Genomic DNA, 18504 nt, shown 5'->3' on the forward strand with positions numbered 1-18504 from the left:
CGCGGTCAGTCCTTCGCCAGGAAGGCGTGCAGTTTGGCCACCGCGTGGTCGATGGTGAAGCTGGCCGGCTCATGCCGCGGCGGGAACTCCTTGAAGGTCTCGAGGAACTGACTGGTGATGAACGTGCCGTAGATGGCGATGTAGTCGTGGTCGAGGAACCAGTCCCAGTAGGTGTTCGAGGTGATGTCGGCCCGCTCGAACGGGTCGGTGCGCAGGTTGAACACCTTCGGCACCCGCAGGGCCGTGAACGGCTCCGCCCACAGCCCGAGGGTGCCCTGTGCCCGCTGCTCCATGAACACGATCTTCCAGTTGTCGAAACGAATGCCCAGCACGTCGCAGTCGTCGGAGAAGTAGATCAGTCCCCGTCGCGGGGACGTCTCGACCTCACCGGTGAGGTACGGGAGCAGGTTGTAGCCGTCGATGTGCGCCTTGAACGTCTTGTCGCCGACGGTGTGCCCGGTCTTCAGTTGCTCGACGATCTCGGGCTCGCCCGCGGCGGCGAGGAAGGTGGGCAGCCAGTCGTGGTGCTGGACGATCTCGTTGGACACCACCCCGGCGGGGATCCTGCCCGGCCAGCGGATCACCTCGGGGATGCGGAAGGCGCCCTCCCAGTTGGTGTCCTTCTCGCTGCGGAACGGGGTGGTCGCGCCGTCCGGCCAGGTGTTGGCGTGGGGGCCGTTGTCGGTGCTGTAGATGACGATGGTGTCCTCGGCGAGACCGAGCTCGTCGACCGCGTCGAGCAGTCGGCCGACGTGCTTGTCGTGATCGATCATGGTGTCGTGGTAGGGCGACTGCCAGTGCCCCGCCTGCCCGAGGCTCTCCGGTTTGGTGTGGGTCCGCAGGTGCATGTGCGTGGTGTTCATCCACACGAAGAACGGTGTCTCCGCTTCCTTCTGCCGAGTGATGAAGTCGATCGCCGCGGAGACCGTCTCGTCGTCGATGGTCTCCATCCGCTTCTTGCTCAGCGGCCCGGTGTCCTCGATGCGTTGCTTTCCGACCGGCCCGTACCGCGGATCGACCTCGCCGGCGTCCTCCTCGGTGGCCCAGCAGTGCAGGACGCCGCGCGGCATCATCACCTCGTGCAGTTTGGGGTAGTCCTGTGCGCTCGGGTAGTCGGCGAGCTCGGGTTCCTCCTCGGCATTGAGGTGGTAGAGGTTGCCGAAGAACTCGTCGAACCCGTGGACGGTCGGCAGGTACTTGTTGAGATCGCCGAGATGGTTCTTCCCGAACTGTCCGGTGGCGTAGCCGAGGGGTTTGAGCAGTTCGGCGATGGTGGGGTCCTCGTCGGACAGTCCGACGTCGACGCCCGGGATCCCCACCTTGCTCATCCCGGTGCGGTACACGCTCTGACCGGTGATGAACGAGGCGCGGCCGGCCGTGCAACTCTGCTCGCCGTACGAGTCGGTGAACTTCATGCCCTCGTCGGCGAGGCGGTCGATGTTCGGGGTCCGGTAACCCATCAGTCCTTCGCTGTAGCAGCTGAGATTGGTGATTCCGATGTCATCGCCCCAGATCACCAGGATGTTGGGTTTGGTGTCCGCCATCGTTCGCTCCTCGCGTGTGCGTTCGGATGCGACGCCCGTGCAGATGCAGCGCAGCAGGCATCAGGGATGTGGCGTCTCCGACGCTCCTCGGGAGGGCGGTCGGGCGCATCACCCGTACCGGGTGAGACGCCGCCGCGCCCGCCCGACGACTGCCGTTCCCGGTCAGTGCAGGGTGCGGGCCAGGCTTCCGGCGAGGCCGGCGAGGGTGATCTCGTTCGCTCGGTGGCCGAGGTAACCGTCCGGGCGGATCAGGAATCCGGATCGGCCGGCGGCGCCGTACCCGGCGGCGAAGTGTCCCGCGGAGTCGCGGAGGGTGATGCCCGAGGCGTCCGGGACGTCGGCGGCGGGGTCGACCAGGACGTAGGTGCGCACCGTGGACCCGAACCGCTGGTCGACGGCCGCGGCCAGCGCCCGTTGCGTCGTCCAGTCCGCGATGTCGGCTGCCCACAGAAGCAGGGTGTGGCCGGGGTGGCGCAGCAGCGCGTGCACCCGGGTCGGAACGGCGGCGCAGTCCTGGGTCAGGCCGGTGGCGTCGGGGGCCCGTTGACCGGGGGCGGGTCCGGACGTGGGGGCGGCGTCGGCCGGGTCCGCGCCGACGAGCGGGCTGTCCGGGTAGCCGACCAGCAGCTGGGCCTCGCGGGCGATCACGAAGGCGGGATCGGTTTCGTCCGCGCCGATGCCGTGGCGGGCCTGCCGCACGGTGCGCCCCACCACCTCCTCGCCGACCGGGCGGCGTTCGACGTCGTAGCTGTCGAGCAGTCCGTCCGCGGCCTGCCCGCGCACGGCCAACGCGAGTTTCCAGGCGAGGTTGCAGCCGTCCTGGATGCCCGTGTTCATGCCCTGCGCGCCGGTGGGCGGGTGGATGTGCGCGGCGTCCCCGGCGAGGAACACCCGACCCACCCCGTAGCAGGACGCCAGTCGGTGACTGATCCGGAACACCGACGACCACCGCAACCGCGAGGCGGTGGTGGGCTGCGGCGCCAGCCGGTCCAGCACCGCCTGCACGTGTCGCAGCTCCGGCCGACGTCCGCCCTCGAGCCCGTGTGCGACCTCCCCGGATCCCGGTGGCGCGGTGGCGAGTTCGTCGGGCACCAGCATCGAGACCCGGTAGCGGCGCTCACCCGGCAGCGGGATGCACACCAGCAGGTCGTCGGTGACGCCGTCGCGCTGGTGCATCGCGCGGACCCCGAACCCGACGGGCATGGTCCAGTCGAGTTCGACGTCGGCGAGCATGTACTCCTCGGGAAAGGCGTCGCCCTCGAACCCGACGCCGAGTCCCTTGCGGACCAGGCTGTGCGCGCCGTCGCAGCCGACCAGGTACCGGCACACGACGGTCGAAACGCCACTCGGGCTGTGGACGGTCGCGACGACGTGGTCGTGGTCCTGGGTGAACCCGGCGAACTCGACGCCGCGTTGCACCCGGCCGCCGCGCTCGGTCAGCGCCTCGGCGAGCACCCTTTCGGTCTCGTACTGCGGCAGCGCCAGGAAGCGGTACGGCACCTGCTCGGGCAGCGAGAGTTCCAGCCGGGCGGTCTGCGTGCCGTTGACGTAGACCAGCTGGCCTCGCATGGTGATGCCGGCGTCGAGCGCGGGGCGGACGACGCCCATCGAGTCCCACAGTTCCAGGGTGCGGGGCTGGATGCCCACCGCCTTGGCGAACGGTGCCCGCTGCGCCAGTCGATCGACGACCATCACGTCCACGCCGTGTCGCCGGAGTTCGAGAGCCACCGTCAGACCGACAGGTCCCGCACCGACCACCAGGACGTCGGTGCTCGTGTGCGGGATCTTCGGGTCGACCGCCGAAGTCATGCCCCGATTGTCTCAGAGTCCGCCGAGGCGGGCGAGGACTTCGACGGCGCCGTCCGCGGCGGTCCACAGTGCGTCCATCTCCGCCGCCGCGGCCGGGGCGGTCTGCGGGTTCTGCAGGGCCAAGCCGTTGGCGAGGGTCAGGGTGTTGTAGCCGCTGTCGGCGGCGCGCAGCAGCAGTTCGGACGCGACACCCTCGCCCGCGAGCCGGTCCAGGCCCTCGCCGAGGAAGTAGAAGCGCCACAGCGGTCCCAGGTCCGCGCCGTAGACCGCCTTCGTGCTGGTGACGATCGCGTCGCCGTCGGTGGCGATCGAGTCGACGATCTTGTAGAAGTCGGGCACGTTCGGCTGCGCCGCGCCGGTCGCCGCGACCGCGCGTGCGAGGTCGATCGTCAGGTGGGTGTTGTAGCCGACCATGGCCACCCGGCCGGGGGACTGCGTGCAGTCGTAGGCGAGCGCGAAGTAGCGCCGCCAGGCGGGATCGACCGGGCCGCCGGTGAACTCCGCATGCACGTTGACCAGGTAGCGACGCAGCAGGTCCGTGCTGACCGCGTGCGCCCACGTCGGCGTCGCGAACGCGGCGGGGTTGCGCTGCAGCGGCATGACCGCGGCCTGGACGACGGCGTCGAGGCCGATGCCGAACAGTCCCCGCCGGTCGCGATGCGCGACGAGGATCTCGGCGATTCGCTGCTGCCGGGACGCCTCGTCCTCGAGGCGCGCCATGGGATCGGCGGCGGTGACGGTACCGGTGTCGGAGAGTGCGGCGACCGTGGCCATCTCGGCGTCGGAAAGCGCGGTGCCGCAGGCGGTGTCGGGGACCGGTGCCGCCCAGGCGGCCGGGGTGAGTGCGGTCGAGCAGAGCAGTGACAACGCGGCGACGGCTGCGAGACGAGTCCCGGCCGTTCGCGCGGCGGACCGACGGGGGCTCATCGGCGAAGCCTAGCCAGCGGCGGGCCCGCGGGCAGGGCGACGGCATGAGGGGTTGACTTGACCTAGAACGAGTGTTCGACTGTAGGCATGCGATGGCAGGGGCAGGCTCTCGACGCCGGGCAGTCGTCGGACGACGACGGGGCCCTTCCCGGGCTGGCGCGCGCGGGACTGGTGCGGAGCGTACAGACCCCTGAGTTCGAGGGGATCACCTTCCACGAGGTGCTGTGCAAGTCGGCGTTGAACAAGGTGCCGGAGGGCTCGGCCCTGCCGTTCCGGTTCACGGTCAACCCCTTTCGCGGCTGCACCCACGCCTGCCGGTACTGCTTCGCCAGGCCCACCCACGAGTACCTGGACCTCGACGCCGGCGCGGACTTCGACAGCCAGGTGGTGGTGAAGACGAACATCGCGGCCGTGCTGCGCCGCGAGCTGGCCCGCCGCTCCTGGAAGGGTGAACCGGTGGCGCTGGGCACCAACACCGACCCGTACCAGCGGGCCGAGGGCCGCTACCGGCTGATGCCGGGCATCATCGGCGCGTTGGCGGAGTCCCGCACGCCGTTCTCGATCCTGACCAAGGGCACCCTGCTGCGCCGGGACCTGCCGCTGCTCACCATGGCCGCGCACCAGGTCCCAGTCTCCGTCGCGGTGTCGCTGGCAATCCACGACCCGGACCTGCAGGCGTCCATCGAGCCGGGCACCCCGTCCCCGCGGGCCCGGTTGGAGCTGATCCGGGCGATCACCGACGCGGGCTTCGACTGCAATGTGATGGTCGCGCCGGTGATCCCGTTCCTCACCGACTCCACCCGGCACCTGGAGGGGCTGTTCGGTGCGCTGGCGGAGGCGGGCGCGAGCGGGGTGACGGTCTTCCCGATGCACCTGCGCGGCAGCACCCGCGGCTGGTTCCTCAACTGGCTCGCACAGGAGCATCCGGCGCTGGTGCGCAGGTACCGGCAGCTCTACGGCCGCGGCGCCTACGTGACCCCGGAGTACAAGCAGTGGCTGCGCGGCCGGGTGGCGCCGCTGGTGGAGAAGTACGGCCTCGGCGGGCGCGACGGTCACCGGCAGGCGGCGTCACCGCAGCCGGCGCGCGAGCTCGTCGGTGCCGGGGCGCCGGCCGCGCTGACCCTGTTCTGAGTCGGCCGGTGCCTGAGCCGACCCGGTTTCGAGCTGTGGTCTCCGCACCCGGCGAGTAGATTCCGGCGGTACGGGAGGAGCCACCCGACTACGGAGGGTGCGATGAGCGAGTCGACCGGGCAGGACGTTCCGACACCGGCCGCCGACGTGGACCGGCGCGCCAACACTCGATGGTTGCGGATCGCGATCCTCTACGTGCTGCTCGCCATAGCGGCGTACCAGATGTCCGGATGGCTGTTCCACAATCTGCGCGGCTTCCTCGGACTGCTGTTCCTGGCCTGGCTGTTCAGCGTCACCATCGAGCCGATCGTGGACTGGCTCGAACGCCGCGGACTGCGTCGCGGCGCCGGCACCGGCCTGGTGCTCCTCGCCCTCTTCCTGTTCGTGGTGGGGTTCGTGGGGGTGTTCGGCACGCTGCTCGTCGACCAGCTCGCCCAGCTGCTGACCGCGCTGCCGGACGCGCTCTCGCGAGTGACCGAATGGGCCAACCGGACCTTCGGCACCGAGTTCGCGACCGGGAAGGACCTGATCAAGATCACTCCGGACACGGTCCGCGACCTCGCGGAACGGTTCACGCCCGGGGTGCTGGGAGTGCTCTCGTCGCTGCTGGGCGTCGTGTTCCAGGCCATGACGCTGCTGCTGTTCGTGTTCTACATGTCCGCCGAGGGGCCGGCCATGCGGCGGACGATCTCGAGCTGGTTCCCGGCCCGGCAGCAGCAGATCATCTCGACGGTGTGGGGCATCTCGGTCGAGAAGGCCGGCGGGTACGTCGTGTCGAGGCTGATCCTGGCGGCGGTGAGCACGGTCGTGACCGGAATCTTCCTGATGGCGATAGGGGTGCCGTACTGGCTGCCGCTGGCGATCTGGACCGGCGTGGTCTCGCAGTTCATCCCGACGCTGGGCACCTACCTGGCGATCGCGTTGCCCGCGATCATCGCCGCGGCGGCGCAGCCCGTGGACGGACTGTGGGTGGTGGTGTTCGGCACCGCCTACCAGCAGGTCGAGAACTACGTGCTGCACCCGCGGATCACCTCCAGGACCGTCTCGATCCACCCGGCGGTCGCCTTCGGTTCGGTGATCGTCGGGGCGTCGCTGTTCGGTGCGGTCGGCGCGCTGGTGTCCGTGCCGGTGGTCGCGGTCATCCAGGCGATCGTGGAGACCTACGGCCACCGCTACGACCTCGTACACGAGGGTCAGGCGGACTCCGTGGCGCCGCCGGAAAGCCCCGCGACGCCGCCGGAGCCCCCGGACGAGACACCCCTGGCCGAGTAGCCGACCTCGTTGCGTGCGACTACCGGGTCAGCGCGGGCGGGTTGTCCAGATCCCGTGCGGCGTAGGTGTTGCAGGCGCTGACCTTGCCGGTCTTGTAGCCGGTGAGGAACCACCTCTGCCGCTGATCCGAGGAGCCGTGCGTCCAGCCCTCGGGGTTGACGCGTCCGCTCGACGCCCGCTGGATGCGGTCGTCGCCCACCGACGACGCCGCCGACAGGGCGTCCCGGATGTCGGTCTCGGTCAGCGGCTTCAGGAACGGCTCGTTGCTGCCGGGCGCGGGCAGGGTGTCCGCGTAGTGCGCCCAGACGCCCGCATAGCAGTCGGCCTGCAGCTCCGTCCGGACCGCGCCGGACTGCGCGCCCTTCGGATCGGCCTGCGCGCGGCCGATGTCGCCGAGCTGGTTCTGGATGTGGTGGCCGATCTCGTGCGCGACGACGTACTCCTGCGCGAGCGGTCCGGCGCTGGAGCCGAACTGGTCGACGAGCAACTGGAAGAAGCTGGTGTCGAAGTAGGCGGTGGAGTCCGCGGGGCAGTAGAACGGGCCGACGTCACTGGTCGCGTTGCCACAGCCGGTGTTCACCGAGCCGGAGAAGAGCATGACGCCGGGCATGACGTACGGGGTGCCGGTCTGCTTGCCGAGCTCCTGCGCCCACACCGCGTCGAGGCTCTCGGCGGTGAGGGCGACCCGGCAGTTCACGTCGCGGTTGGCGTCCGCGCCGGTCTTGCAGTTTGCGACCTGGCTCAGCGAACCCGTCCCCAGCTGGGCGTCGTCCTGGGCTCCGGTGAGGCTGCCCAGCGCAGTCCCCGGGTCGCCGCCGAACAGCAGGGCCAGCACGAGTACGAGGATGCCGCCGAGGCCGCCGCCGAGCGCGACCTTGCCGCCACGACCGCCGCGGCCACCGCCGCCGCTGCCGCCGACGGAGACCCGTCCCGGAGTGATCTGAGCGCCCTCGTTGAAGGTCATGGTCACCGCTTTCTGTCGGGGTCTGTGATCGCCGGGGACAGCTTCGCACGTGAAAGGCTCCGGGTGATTCCTCTGGTGCGTTATGTCTTCCGTGTTGCTTCTCCGTAGGATCACTGACGACAGAACGCTGTTGAAAGTGTGTGAAAGGAACCCCGTGCTGCGCACCCATCTCGCCGGCTCGTTGCGAGCAGAGCAGGCCGACCAGACCGTCACCCTCACCGGATGGGTGGCCCGGCGGCGCGATCACGGCGGGGTGATCTTCATCGACCTGCGCGACGCTTCCGGCGTCTCACAGGTGGTCTTCCGCAGTGAGGACGTGCTCGAGCAGGCGCACAAGCTGCGCGCCGAGTACTGCGTCAAGGTCACCGGCACCGTCGAGGTCCGCCCCGAGGGCAACCAGAACTTCGAGATCCCGACCGGCGCCATCGAGGTCAACGCGGTCGAGCTCGAGGTGCTCAACGAGAGCGCCCCGCTGCCGTTCCAGCTCGACGACAACGCCGGCGAGGAAGCTCGCCTCAAGTACCGCTACCTGGACCTGCGCCGTGAGGGTCCCGGCCACGCGATCCGGCTGCGCTCGAAGGTCAACGCCGCGGCCCGTCAGGTGCTCGCGCACCACGAGTTCGTCGAGGTCGAGACCCCGACCCTGACCCGCTCCACCCCCGAGGGTGCCCGCGACTTCCTGGTGCCCGCGCGCCTGCAGCCGGGCAGCTTCTACGCGCTGCCGCAGAGCCCGCAGCTGTTCAAGCAGCTGCTGATGGTCGGTGGCATCGAGCGGTACTACCAGATCGCCCGCTGCTACCGGGACGAGGACTTCCGCGCCGACCGGCAGCCGGAGTTCACCCAGCTCGACATCGAGATGAGCTTCGTCAACCAGGACGACGTCATCCTGCTGGCCGAGGAGATCCTCACCAACGTCTGGAAGCTGATCGGGCACGAGATCACCACCCCGATCGCGCGGATGACGTACGCCGAGGCGATGCGTCGCTACGGCTCCGACAAGCCGGACCTGCGGTTCGATCTCGAGCTGGTCGAGTGTGCGGAGTTCTTCTCCGAGACCACCTTCCGGGTGTTCCAGGCCGAGTACGTCGGCGCCGTCGTGATGCCCGGCGGCGCGAGCCAGCCGCGCAAGCAGCTCGACGCGTGGCAGGAGTGGGCCAAGCAGCGCGGCTCCAAGGGCCTGGCGTACGTCCTCGTCGGCGAGGACGGCACCCTGGGCGGGCCGGTCGCGAAGAACCTCACCGACACCGAGCGTGACGGCCTGGCCGCGCACGTCGGCGCGAAGCCCGGCGACTGCATCTTCTTCGCCGCGGGCGCGACCAAGTCCTCGCGGGCCCTGCTGGGTGCCGCGCGCGGCGAGATCGCCCGCAAGCAGGACCTGATCGACCCCAACGCATGGGCGTTCCTGTGGGTGGTCGACGCGCCGCTGTTCGAGCCGACCGCCGACGCCACCGCCAGCGGCGACGTGGCCCTGGGCTACAGCGCCTGGACCGCGGTGCACCACGCGTTCACCTCGCCGAAGCCGGAGTCGATCGACACCTTCGACACCGAGCCGGGCACCGCACTGGCGTACGCCTACGACATCGTCTGCAACGGCAACGAGATCGGCGGCGGCTCGATCCGTATCCACCGCAAGGACATTCAGGAACGCGTCTTCAAGGTGATGGGCATCTCGCACGAGGAGGCCGAGGACAAGTTCGGCTTCCTGCTCGACGCCTTCGCCTACGGTGCGCCCCCGCACGGCGGCATCGCGTTCGGCTGGGACCGGATCACCGCCCTGCTCGCGGGCATGGACTCGATCCGCGAGGTCATCGCGTTCCCGAAGTCCGGCGGCGGCGTCGACCCGCTCACCGACGCGCCCTCGGCGATCACGCCGCAGCAGCGCAAGGAGTCGGGCATCGACGCCAAGCCGGAGTCCAAGGAGCCGAAGGACTGCAAGGCCGAGCAGGCCTGATCGGCCGGGTGGACCCGTGCTGCACCTGCGCGTGATCAGTCCGGTCTCGCGAACCGAGGACGTACTGGCCATGCTGCGGGCGCAGCCGGGGGCCACCCAGATAGTGCTCACGCGATAGTGCTCACGCGCGGCGGCGCGCTCTCTCCGGAGGGCGACGCCGTCCAGGCCGACCTGGCGCGCGAGTGCACCGACGAGGTGGTCGACGCGCTCGAGTCGATGGGGCTCGAACACACCGGCGCCATCACGCTCGAGTCGCTCGACACCGTGATCTCCGACGCCGCCAGGCAGGCGCGGCGGCTGGCGCCGGGGGACCCCGACGACACGGTCGTCTGGAGGAACTGCTCGGGCGCACCCGGGAAGAGTCGACGCTCAATGCGACCTTCCTGGCCTTCCTCACCATCGCCTGCCTGCTGGCGGCCATTGGTGTGGTCACCGACTCGCCGGTGACGATCGTCGGCGCGATGGTGGTCGGCCCCGAGTTCGGCCCCCTGGCCGCGCTGGCCGTCGCGATCGTGCGCCGCGAACGCCGGCTTGCCCGGCGTTCGCTGCTGGCGCTGGTCGTCGGCTTCCCGGTGGCCATGCTGGTCACCGCGGTCGGGGCGCTCGCGGCGGAGGCAGCCGGCTGGTTGAGCCTCGAGACCTTCGACCGGATCCACCAGGTGGACTTCGTCTACGAGGTGGGCCCGTTCTCGCTGGTCGTGGCCCTGCTGGCGGGCTCGGCGGGGATGTTGGCGCTGGTCAGTTCGAAGTCGGCGGCGCTGGTCGGGGTGTTCGTCTCGGTGACCACGGTGACCACGGTGCCCGCGGCCGGTTTTGCCGTGGTGGCCGCGACGGTGGGGCAGTGGCACGTGGCGTTGCTGTCGGCATGCCAGCTCGGGTGAACATGATCGGAATCGTCTCCGCGGGGGTGCTGGTACTGGCGCTGCACCCGCGTCGGCGACAGGCGCTGCGGCGTCGGCGGGGCGCGCGACCGGACCGGGTCTGTGCCGGATGGCCCGCTGGCGTAACCTGTTTGAGATCAATCGTACGGCCCGGTCTGTTTTTGCTGGTCGCGCCGGTATGTGGCTCCGCGGGTGGGCGGAGCGTTGAACTAGACGGCCCGAATCGGGCCGAGGGCGGGTAGGTTGGATCGCGATGACCGCATTATTGGCCGACCCAGTTTCTGAGGTTGTGACAGCAGCCGAGGCGCTGCTCGAACGACGCACCGGAGCGCCCGTCACCCTCGTCGACCCCGTCGACCTCGGTGGCAGTGGCCGCACGATCGTGCTGCGGGTCCGGTGCGCCGAGAATCCGTTCTCGCTGCCCCGCACCCTGGTGATCAAGCAGGTGCGGGAACTCTCCGCCGCATCCCATGCTCGCAGCGTCGCGGTGTACGGACCGGGCACGCCGGCCGCCGGCCCCGCGGACGGCGAACTGGTCGACACCGCGTTCCTCCGCGAGGCGGTCTCGTACCAGTTCGCGAACGCCCTCGCGACGGAATCGCGGCCCGGTCCCGAGCTGATCGCCTACGACCTCCCGGCCCGCCTGCTGGTCCTTGCCGATCTCGGCGACGCCACCCCGATCGCGAGCCTGCTGGCACGCGCCGACGAGGCCTCGGTGACCAACTCGCTGATGGCCATGGCCCAGTCGATGGGACGCATGCACGCGGCCACCGTCGGGCGTGAGGAGGACTTCACCGCGCTGCTGCGGCGGGCCGGGGTGGAGAAATACCACAGCAGTGTCGCCGAGCAGGTCGGCGCGACGATGCCGAAGGTGCCCGGTCTGCTCGAGCGCGAGCTCGGCATCACCGTCCCGCCGGAGCTGGCGAACCGTGCCGGTCACGCCGTGCGGCTGTTCAACGGCGGCCGCTACCGCGCCTTCAGCCCGTCGGACCTGTGCCCGGACAACATCATCGTCAACGGCGAGGGCGTGCAGTTCCTGGACTACGAGTGGGGCGGCTTCCGGGACGCCACCCTCGACCTCTCCTACGCGCTCACCTCGTTCCCGGGATGCCTGTGCAGCATCGAGCTGACCCAGGAACGTTCGGCCGCCATGGTGGACGCCTGGCGCGCCGAGGTGGTTGGGATGTGGCCACAGCTGGCCGACGACCACCTGCTGGCGACCGGACTGCTCGAGGCGCAGCTGATGTGGACCTGGCTGTCCACCTACTGGTTCCTGCCCGACGACCACGCCCGGATCGCCGCGGCGCGCGAACACCACATGTCCGTGCCCCGGTCCAAGGCGCTGATCGCGCGCTGGCGTGCGCTCGAGGTGTCGGCCCGGCGCACCGGTGAGCCCGGCGTGGCGGACCACGCCGGGCTCGTGGCGGACGCCATGGACCGGCACTGGGGCTGAGCCCCGGCCGGCCCTACGGCCGGTAGGCGGCCGGGTCGAGCGCCGCCGCCGGTTGCGTCCGCTGCTCGCCGGACCCGACCCGGAAGCTGGCGCCGTGGGTGGCGGCGGCGCGGGGGTCGGTGGGGTCGGACAGGTAGAACCAGTCCATCTGCGCGGCGGCCCGGCTCACCTCGAACACCCCGTAGCCGTGCGAGTCGAAGTCGATGTACCGGATGTGCCGGTTGACCGCCTTGAAGGCCTCCTCCACCGCGACGCTGGCCGTGCGCGGCGGCACGTTCAGCGAGTCGTCCATGTTCGGTGAGGTCACCGACGGCACCACGAACTCGGTGCCGACCGTCGGTCCGGCCGGGTAGTTCGCCGCGTCCACCGGCAGGTCACACGCCCACGAGGAGTGGATGTCGCCGGTGATGAACACCGTGTTGTCGACGCCCTGCCCGGCGATCGCGTCGAACAGTCGCCGGCGGTCGGCGGTGTAGCCGTCCCACGAGTCGGTGCCGTAGGGAATGCCCGCGGCGGGCACGCCGATCATCTCGGTGATCGCGGCGGTGGTCCTGGTGTCCAGGGGCGGGATCTGACTGGGCGCGATCATCACCGGGTTGCCGACGACCTTCCACCGCGTCGGCGACGACACGATTCCGCTTGTCAGCCAGTCCATCTGGGCCCGGCCGGTGATGGTCCGCTCCGGGTCGTCGACCTTGCGCCAGCCCGCGCCCGGGGAGGCCTGCTCGTCGCGGTAGGTCCGCAGGTCGAGCATCGAGATCTCCGCGAGGTTGCCGAAACGGAACCGCCGGTACAGCGCCATCTCGGCGCCGGAACCGTTGACCCGCACCGGCATCCACTCGAAGTAGGCCTGCGCCGAACTGGCCTTGCGGGTGGCCCAGTCGCCCTCGGTGGCGGGATTGTGGTTCTCCGCGCCGGACTTGTAGGCGTTGTCCGCGGACTCGTGGTCGTCCCAGGTCGCGATGAACGGCACCCTCGCGTGCAGCGCCGCCAGGTCCGGGTCGGTCTTGTACTGCGCGTGCCGGATTCGGTAGTCGGCGAGGGAGACGATCTCGTGTGCGGGCTCGTGCAGGCGCACGGATCCGTTCTTGGCGCCGTACTCGCCCTGGCCGTACTCGTAGATGTAGTCACCGAGGTGGATGACGGCGTCCAGGTCCTCGCGCAGCGCCAGGTGACGGTACGCGGCGAAGTAGCCGGCCTCCCAGTTGGAGCAGGACACCACGCCGAACCGAAGCCGCTCCAGGTCCGCGTCGTTGGCGGGTGCGGTGCGGGTGCGGCCGACGGGGGAGACCTGGCCGGCGACCGCGCCGCCGCGGGCGGCGAAGCGGTAGTGGTAGGTGGTCGAGGGCTCGAGGCCGGTGACGTCCACCTTGGCGGTGTGGTCGGCACCGGCGTCCGCGGTCACGGTGCCGCTCCGCACGATCGAGGTGAAGCCGGGATCGGTGGCAACCTGCCAGTCCAGCGAGATCGCCGCTCCCACACCGGAGCCGGGTACCGCGTCGGCGGACGGGGTGACGCGCGTCCAGATGATGACCCGGTCGGGGAGGGGGTCGCCGGAGGCGATGCCGTGCGCGAAGCCGACGGCGGGCGCGCCGGGTGTGGCGGCGGCGGCGGTGCCCGCGGCCACAACGGTGATGCCCACACCCGCGAGCGCGGCCGAGCTCTTCAGCAGGGTGCGCCTGCTCACGCTCGGCACGGTGGTGTGGTCGGGAAGGCAGTTGTCAGACACCCGAGAATCACAGCCGAACATGGACGCGTGTTCAAACCGCAACGGGGTCGATCGCCCATTGTTCACCTGACGTTCGTCCTCGTGTCGTTCGAATACGGGCGGTCTGGAGCTCATGCGCCGGGACGGTGGGCCGCGGGGTCGAGAGGTGTGCCGACCGGGAGCGTGCGCTGGGTGCCGTCCGCGACCCGGTAGCTCGCGCCGTGGCGCACGGTCGCGTTGGGGTCGATCGGGTCACTGATGTAGAACCAGTCCATCTGCGCCCCGGAAGGCGCGACCTCGAACACGCCGTATCCGTGCGAGTCGAAATCCAGGTACCGGATGTGGCGGTTGACCGCCTTGTACGCCTCCTCCACCGCGAGGCTGGCGGTGCGGGGCGGCACCCCCAGTGAGTCGTCCATGTTCGGTGAGGTCACCGACGGCACCACGAGTTCGGTGCCGATCGTGGGGCCCGCCGGGTAGTTCGCGGCGTCGAGGGGAAGGTCGCAGGCCCAGGAGGTGTGGACGTCGCCGGTCAGGAAGACCGTGTTGTCGACACCCGCCGCGGCGATCGCGTCGTACAGCCGGCGGCGGTCGGCGGCGTAGCCGTCCCACGAGTCGGTGCCGTAGGGAATGCCCTCGTCGGGGATTCCGAGTATCTCGGTCAGCGCGGCGGTGGTCTTGGTGTCCAGCGGCGGGACCAGGGTGGGCGCGATCATCACCGGGTTGCCGACCACCTTCCACTGCGTCGGTGACGACACGATGCCGTTGCTGAGCCAGTCCATCTGGGCGCGGCCGGTGATGGTCCGGTCGGGTGAGTCCACCATGGGTCCGGCGGTGGAGGTGGTCTGCTGGTCGCGGTAGGTGCGCAGGTCGAGCATCGAGATCTCGGCGAGGTTGCCGAACCGGAACCGCCGGTACAGCATGACCTCGGTGCCGGACCCGGTGGCCCGCACCGGCATCCACTCGAAGTAGGCGCGGGTGGAGCTGGCCTTGCGGGTGGCCCAGTCGCCCTCGGTGGCGGGGTTGTGGTTCTCGGCGCCGCCGTTGAACGAGTTGTCCGCGGACTCGTGGTCGTCCCAGGTCGCGATGAACGGCACCCGCGCGTGCAGCGCCATCAGGTCCGGGTCGGTCTTGTGCTGGGCGTGCCGGATCCGGTAGTCGGCGAGGGAGACGATCTCGTGCGCCGGGTCGGTGGGCCGGACCGGACCGTTGCGTCCTCCGTACTCGCCTCGGCCGTACTCGTAGATGTAGTCACCGAGATGCAGGACCGCGTCCAGGTCCTCGCGCTGGGCCAGGTGGCGGTAGGCGGAGAAGAAACCGGCCTCCCAGTTGGAGCAGGACACCACGCCGAACCGCAGCCGCGCCAGGTCCGCATCGTCGGCGGGCGCGGTGAGGGTGCGTCCGACGGGGGAGACCTGGCCGGCGACCGCGCCGCCGCGGGCGGTGAAGCGGTAGTGGTAGGCGGTCGAGGGCTTCAGGCCGGTGACGTCGACCTTCGCGGTGTGGTCGGAGCCGGCGTCCGCGGTCACCGTGCCGTTGCGCACGACGGAGGCGAAACCGGGATCGGTCGCGACCTGCCATTCCAGCGAGATCGCCGCTCCCGCACCGGATCCGGGCATCGCGTCGGCCGACGGTGTGACGCGGGTCCAGATGATGACGCGGTCGGGAAGCGGGTCGCCGGACGCGACGCCGTGCCCGAAGGCAACGGCCGGCGCGGCGGCGGTTGCCGTGGCGGTCATTCCGGTCACAGAGACGGCGAGGCCGGCACCGGCCGCGATGGCGGAGCCGCGGAGGAGTCCGCGCCGGCTCAGTCCGGCGCGATCGGCAGCGGGTCGGGAGGAGTGTGCGGGCACGGGTGATTGAGGCACCTCGGGATCACACCCCGAACCTGGACGCTTGACCAGTTCAAAACGGGGCATGTGCGCGGTGTTCACCCGATGTTCGCCCTCTCATCCCCGAGTCGCCCAGCTCACTCCGCGCCGACGGCGGGGGGTTGACGTCGGGGTCGGCTAGTAGCGTCGGGGTGTGACTGACTTCTTCGGCGACACAGACGCGGGCGGCGACGGGTCGGGCCTGTTCGAGGCTCCGGCACCCGAGTCGGCACCCGAACCGTTCACGTCGGTCCCCGCGCGTACGTCGATGCCGAATCCGGGCGCGCCACTCGCGGTGCGGATGCGGCCGGCGACGCTGGCGGAGGTGGTCGGTCAGCAGCACCTGCTGGCACCGGGGGCTCCGCTGCGTCGCCTCGTCGAGGGGTCCGGCGCGTCGTCGGTGCTGCTGTACGGTCCGCCCGGGACCGGCAAGACCACGCTGGCGTCGCTCATCTCGGGTGCCACCGGGCGCAGGTTCGAGGCGCTGTCGGCGCTGTCGGCCGGTGTCAAGGAAGTGCGCGGCGTCATCGAACTGGCCCGACGGCGCCTGCTCCACGGCGAGCAGACAGTCCTGTTCATCGACGAGGTCCACCGGTTTTCCAAGACGCAGCAGGACGCGCTCCTCGCTGCGGTGGAGAACCGCATCGTGCTGCTGGTCGGGGCGACCACCGAGAACCCGTCCTTCTCGGTGGTCTCGCCGCTGTTGTCGCGTTCGCTCGTGCTGCAGTTGCAGTCGCTGACGTCCGATGACATCCGAGTCGTGATCGAGCGCGCCCGCACCGACGAGCGGGGACTGGGCGGATCCGTCGAGATTGCCGACGACGCACTCGAACATCTCGTCCGCCTCGCCGCCGGCGACGCTCGACGGGCGTTGACGGCGCTCGAAGCCGCGGCGGGCGCAGCGCTGGACCGGACTGCGGTGCGTCCCGCATTGCTCGATCTCGAGACCGTCGAGTCCAGCGTCGACAAGGCCGCGGTCCGCTACGACCGCGACGGCGACCAGCACTACGACGTGATCAGCGCGTTCATCAAGTCCATCCGCGGCTCCGACGTGGACGCCGCGCTGCACTACCTGGCCCGGATGATCGTCGCGGGGGAGGACCCGCGGTTCATCGCGCGCCGGTTGGTGGTGCACGCCAGCGAGGACATCGGGATGGCGGACCCGACGGCCCTGCAGACCGCGACCGCCGCCGCGCAGGCCGTGCAGCTGATCGGCATGCCGGAGGCCCGGTTGGCGTTGGCACAGGCCACCATCCACCTGGCCACCGCGCCGAAGTCCGGTGCCGTCATCGCGGCGCTCGGTGCGGCGATGGCCGACGTCAACCAGGGCCGCGACGGGCTGGTGCCCCCGCACCTGCGCGACGGCCACTACGCCGGGGCGGAGAAGCTCGGCAACGCCGTCGGCTACCGGTACCCGCACAACCACCCGGACGGGGTCCTCGCCCAGCAGTACCCGCCGGACGAGCTGGTCGGCGTCGACTACTACGAACCCACCGGCCACGGCGCCGAACGTGATCTGGCGCAACGGGTTCCGAAGCTGCGCCGGATCATCCGGGGGCGTTGACGGCCGCGGCCTCGTCGGCCAGCCACGCGTCGACGCGGCGGCGCGCCTCCTCCTCGGAGACCTCCTCGACCCGGGTCATGATCGCCCAGCGATGGCCGAACGGGTCCAGCACCGCGCCGAAGCGGTCGCCGGTGACGAAGGTGGACGGCTCCTCGAACGCCGTCGCGCCGGCGTCGACCGCCGTGCGCCAGACCCGGTCCACGTCGGCGCAGTACAGGACGTACGAGTGGTTGACCGGCGCGGTCGGGTCGGGCGCGACCAGGCCCGATTCCGGCATCGGGTCCGACAGCTGCAGCCGGCCGGTGCCGAAGTCCAACTCCGCGTGCGCAATCCGGCCGTCCGGCAGGTCGTTGCGCGAGATCAGGCGGGCGCCGAAGACGCCGACGTAGAAGTCGATCGCGGCGGCGGCGCCGTCGACCACCAGGAACGGGGTGAGGGTGGTGTAGCCGTCGGGGACGGGCGTGGGGATCGTGTTCACGGTCCCAGCCTGCCTACACTCGGCCGATGGCGTCTTTGACAGATGCGACAGGAAGCCGGGGGATTCTCCGGCCGTCCCAGGTGGGGTCCGTCTACCGGCTCGGCCGCTACCCGTGCGACCCGCGCCTCGACCCGTACGTCGAGCACTACTGGTCGGTGCGATGGGCCCTGGACACCCCGCGGCGGGAGCAGTCGTCGGTGCTCTCGCATCCGGCCGTGCACCTGTCGTTCGAGGAGGGGGAGGAGCCGGTCAGGCACGGGCACCCGTTGCCGTCGATGCTGGTGCACGGCGTGATCACCACGCGTTTCGACATCGAACTGGCCGGGCGAGGGCGCGTGCTGGGGGTGAAGTTCCGTCCCGGTGGGTTCACCGCACTGACCGGCCTGGACGCGAGCCGGTTCACGGACTCGGTGGCCTCGCTGCCGACTGTCGTCCCCGGCGCCGAGGGCCTGCGGGACGAGGTGTTCGCCTGCGAGGACGACGAGGGCCGGTGCGCGGTCGCGGAACGTCATCTCGTGGCCCGGTTGCCGTCGGAGGTGGACCCCGACTACGTCCGGGTCCGCGCCCTCGTCGAGGACGTCGCCGCCGACCGCGGAGTGGTCCGGTCCGCCGAGTTGGCTCGGCGACACGCCATGAGCGACCGGACGATGCAGCGCCTGCTGCGCCGGTATGTCGGCATCTCCGCGGCCTGGCTGATCCGCCGCTACCGCCTGCTCGACGCGATGACCGCTCTGCAGGAGGACCCGGGCCTCGACCTGGCCGAGCTGGCGCTCACCCTGGGCTGGTACGACCAGTCCCATCTCACCCGGGATTTCACCGCAGCGGTGGGTGTTCCACCGTCGCGGTACGGGCGCGGACTCGACACCGGCCGCGGCGGCGACGGAGTGTCCGGGTCCGCGCGATAGGCTGGCGGTTGGCCGAGGTGTCGCAATACTGGCGTGCGCGCATACC

General features: G+C 70.5%; 13 protein-coding genes and 1 pseudogene. 7 read left to right on the plus strand and 7 right to left on the minus strand.

Annotated features, from left to right (window positions below):
- Positions 1–5 precede the first annotated feature (5 nt).
- The 3 genes from AC1DWC_RS11135 to AC1DWC_RS11145 all read right to left on the minus strand — a co-directional run bounded on the left by AC1DWC_RS11135 (position 6) and on the right by AC1DWC_RS11145 (position 4280).
- Positions 6–1544, minus strand: coding sequence for an arylsulfatase (locus AC1DWC_RS11135; protein ID WP_477908007.1), 1539 nt, complete (start codon positions 1542–1544; stop codon positions 6–8).
- A 162-nt stretch (positions 1545–1706) separates the two neighbouring features.
- Positions 1707–3353, minus strand: coding sequence for an FAD-dependent monooxygenase (locus AC1DWC_RS11140; protein ID WP_477908009.1), 1647 nt, complete (start codon positions 3351–3353; stop codon positions 1707–1709).
- 12 nt (positions 3354–3365) lie between these two features.
- A complete protein-coding gene (locus AC1DWC_RS11145; protein ID WP_477908011.1) occupies positions 3366–4280 on the minus strand; it encodes a DUF5995 family protein in 915 nt (304 codons plus the stop codon).
- An 87-nt stretch (positions 4281–4367) separates the two neighbouring features.
- Here AC1DWC_RS11145 and AC1DWC_RS11150 point away from each other — a divergent pair, with 87 nt between their 5' ends.
- Positions 4368–5411, plus strand: coding sequence for an Rv2578c family radical SAM protein (locus AC1DWC_RS11150; RefSeq protein ID WP_477908013.1), 1044 nt, complete (start codon positions 4368–4370; stop codon positions 5409–5411).
- Positions 5412–5513: 102 nt separating this feature from the next.
- Positions 5514–6683, plus strand: coding sequence for an AI-2E family transporter (locus AC1DWC_RS11155; protein WP_477908015.1), 1170 nt, complete (start codon positions 5514–5516; stop codon positions 6681–6683).
- 19 nt (positions 6684–6702) lie between these two features.
- On the opposite strand, the gene ypfJ is transcribed toward AC1DWC_RS11155, so the two are convergent.
- Complete coding sequence (gene ypfJ / locus AC1DWC_RS11160; RefSeq protein ID WP_477908017.1) at positions 6703–7647, minus strand: KPN_02809 family neutral zinc metallopeptidase; 945 nt, start codon at positions 7645–7647, stop codon at positions 6703–6705.
- 154 nt (positions 7648–7801) lie between these two features.
- Between ypfJ and aspS the strand changes: the two genes are divergently transcribed.
- The 3 genes and pseudogenes from aspS (at position 7802) to AC1DWC_RS11175 (ending at position 11932) form a co-directional block, all read left to right on the plus strand.
- Positions 7802–9598, plus strand: a complete 1797-nt coding sequence (aspS, locus tag AC1DWC_RS11165) for an aspartate--tRNA ligase (protein ID WP_477908019.1) — start codon at positions 7802–7804, stop codon at positions 9596–9598.
- A gap of 16 nt (positions 9599–9614) precedes the next feature.
- A pseudogene (locus AC1DWC_RS11170) lies at positions 9615–10532 on the plus strand (DUF389 domain-containing protein); the annotation flags it as partial.
- Between the two features lie 200 nt (positions 10533–10732).
- Positions 10733–11932 carry a kinase gene (locus AC1DWC_RS11175; RefSeq protein ID WP_477908021.1) on the plus strand — a complete coding sequence of 400 codons (1200 nt, stop codon included), beginning with the start codon at positions 10733–10735 and terminating at the stop codon, positions 11930–11932.
- Positions 11933–11945: 13 nt separating this feature from the next.
- Here the strand turns inward: AC1DWC_RS11175 and AC1DWC_RS11180 are convergent, their stop codons facing one another.
- Positions 11946–13619 carry an alkaline phosphatase D family protein gene (locus AC1DWC_RS11180; RefSeq protein ID WP_477908023.1) on the minus strand — a complete coding sequence of 558 codons (1674 nt, stop codon included), beginning with the start codon at positions 13617–13619 and terminating at the stop codon, positions 11946–11948.
- Positions 13620–13771: 152 nt separating this feature from the next.
- A complete protein-coding gene (locus AC1DWC_RS11185; protein ID WP_477908025.1) occupies positions 13772–15379 on the minus strand; it encodes an alkaline phosphatase D family protein in 1608 nt (535 codons plus the stop codon).
- A gap of 286 nt (positions 15380–15665) precedes the next feature.
- On the opposite strand from AC1DWC_RS11185, the gene AC1DWC_RS11190 reads away from it, so the two are divergent.
- Positions 15666–17075, plus strand: coding sequence for a replication-associated recombination protein A (locus AC1DWC_RS11190; RefSeq protein ID WP_477908027.1), 1410 nt, complete (start codon positions 15666–15668; stop codon positions 17073–17075).
- On the opposite strand, the gene AC1DWC_RS11195 is transcribed toward AC1DWC_RS11190, so the two are convergent.
- Positions 17059–17553 carry a VOC family protein gene (locus AC1DWC_RS11195; RefSeq protein WP_477908029.1) on the minus strand — a complete coding sequence of 165 codons (495 nt, stop codon included), beginning with the start codon at positions 17551–17553 and terminating at the stop codon, positions 17059–17061. The two genes, AC1DWC_RS11190 and AC1DWC_RS11195, sit on opposite strands and share 17 nt — an antisense overlap.
- 26 nt (positions 17554–17579) lie before the next feature.
- Between AC1DWC_RS11195 and AC1DWC_RS11200 the strand changes: the two genes are divergently transcribed.
- Positions 17580–18458, plus strand: coding sequence for an AraC family transcriptional regulator (locus AC1DWC_RS11200; protein WP_477908031.1), 879 nt, complete (start codon positions 17580–17582; stop codon positions 18456–18458).
- The last annotated feature ends 46 nt before the right edge of the window (positions 18459–18504 follow it).

The organism is Rhodococcus sp. P4_C10 (genome assembly GCF_056402135.1).

Coding starts and splice junctions, on each gene's coding strand:
- AC1DWC_RS11135 (WP_477908007.1), bottom strand. CDS start 1,544: ATGGCGGACACCAAACCCAACATCCTGGTGATCTGGGGCGATGACATC.
- AC1DWC_RS11140 (WP_477908009.1), bottom strand. CDS start 3,353: ATGACTTCGGCGGTCGACCCGAAGATCCCGCACACGAGCACCGACGTC.
- AC1DWC_RS11145 (WP_477908011.1), bottom strand. CDS start 4,280: ATGAGCCCCCGTCGGTCCGCCGCGCGAACGGCCGGGACTCGTCTCGCA.
- AC1DWC_RS11150 (WP_477908013.1), top strand. CDS start 4,368: ATGCGATGGCAGGGGCAGGCTCTCGACGCCGGGCAGTCGTCGGACGAC.
- AC1DWC_RS11155 (WP_477908015.1), top strand. CDS start 5,514: ATGAGCGAGTCGACCGGGCAGGACGTTCCGACACCGGCCGCCGACGTG.
- ypfJ (WP_477908017.1), bottom strand. CDS start 7,647: ATGACCTTCAACGAGGGCGCTCAGATCACTCCGGGACGGGTCTCCGTC.
- AC1DWC_RS11175 (WP_477908021.1), top strand. CDS start 10,733: ATGACCGCATTATTGGCCGACCCAGTTTCTGAGGTTGTGACAGCAGCC.
- AC1DWC_RS11185 (WP_477908025.1), bottom strand. CDS start 15,379: ATGACCGCCACGGCAACCGCCGCCGCGCCGGCCGTTGCCTTCGGGCAC.
- AC1DWC_RS11200 (WP_477908031.1), top strand. CDS start 17,580: ATGGCGTCTTTGACAGATGCGACAGGAAGCCGGGGGATTCTCCGGCCG.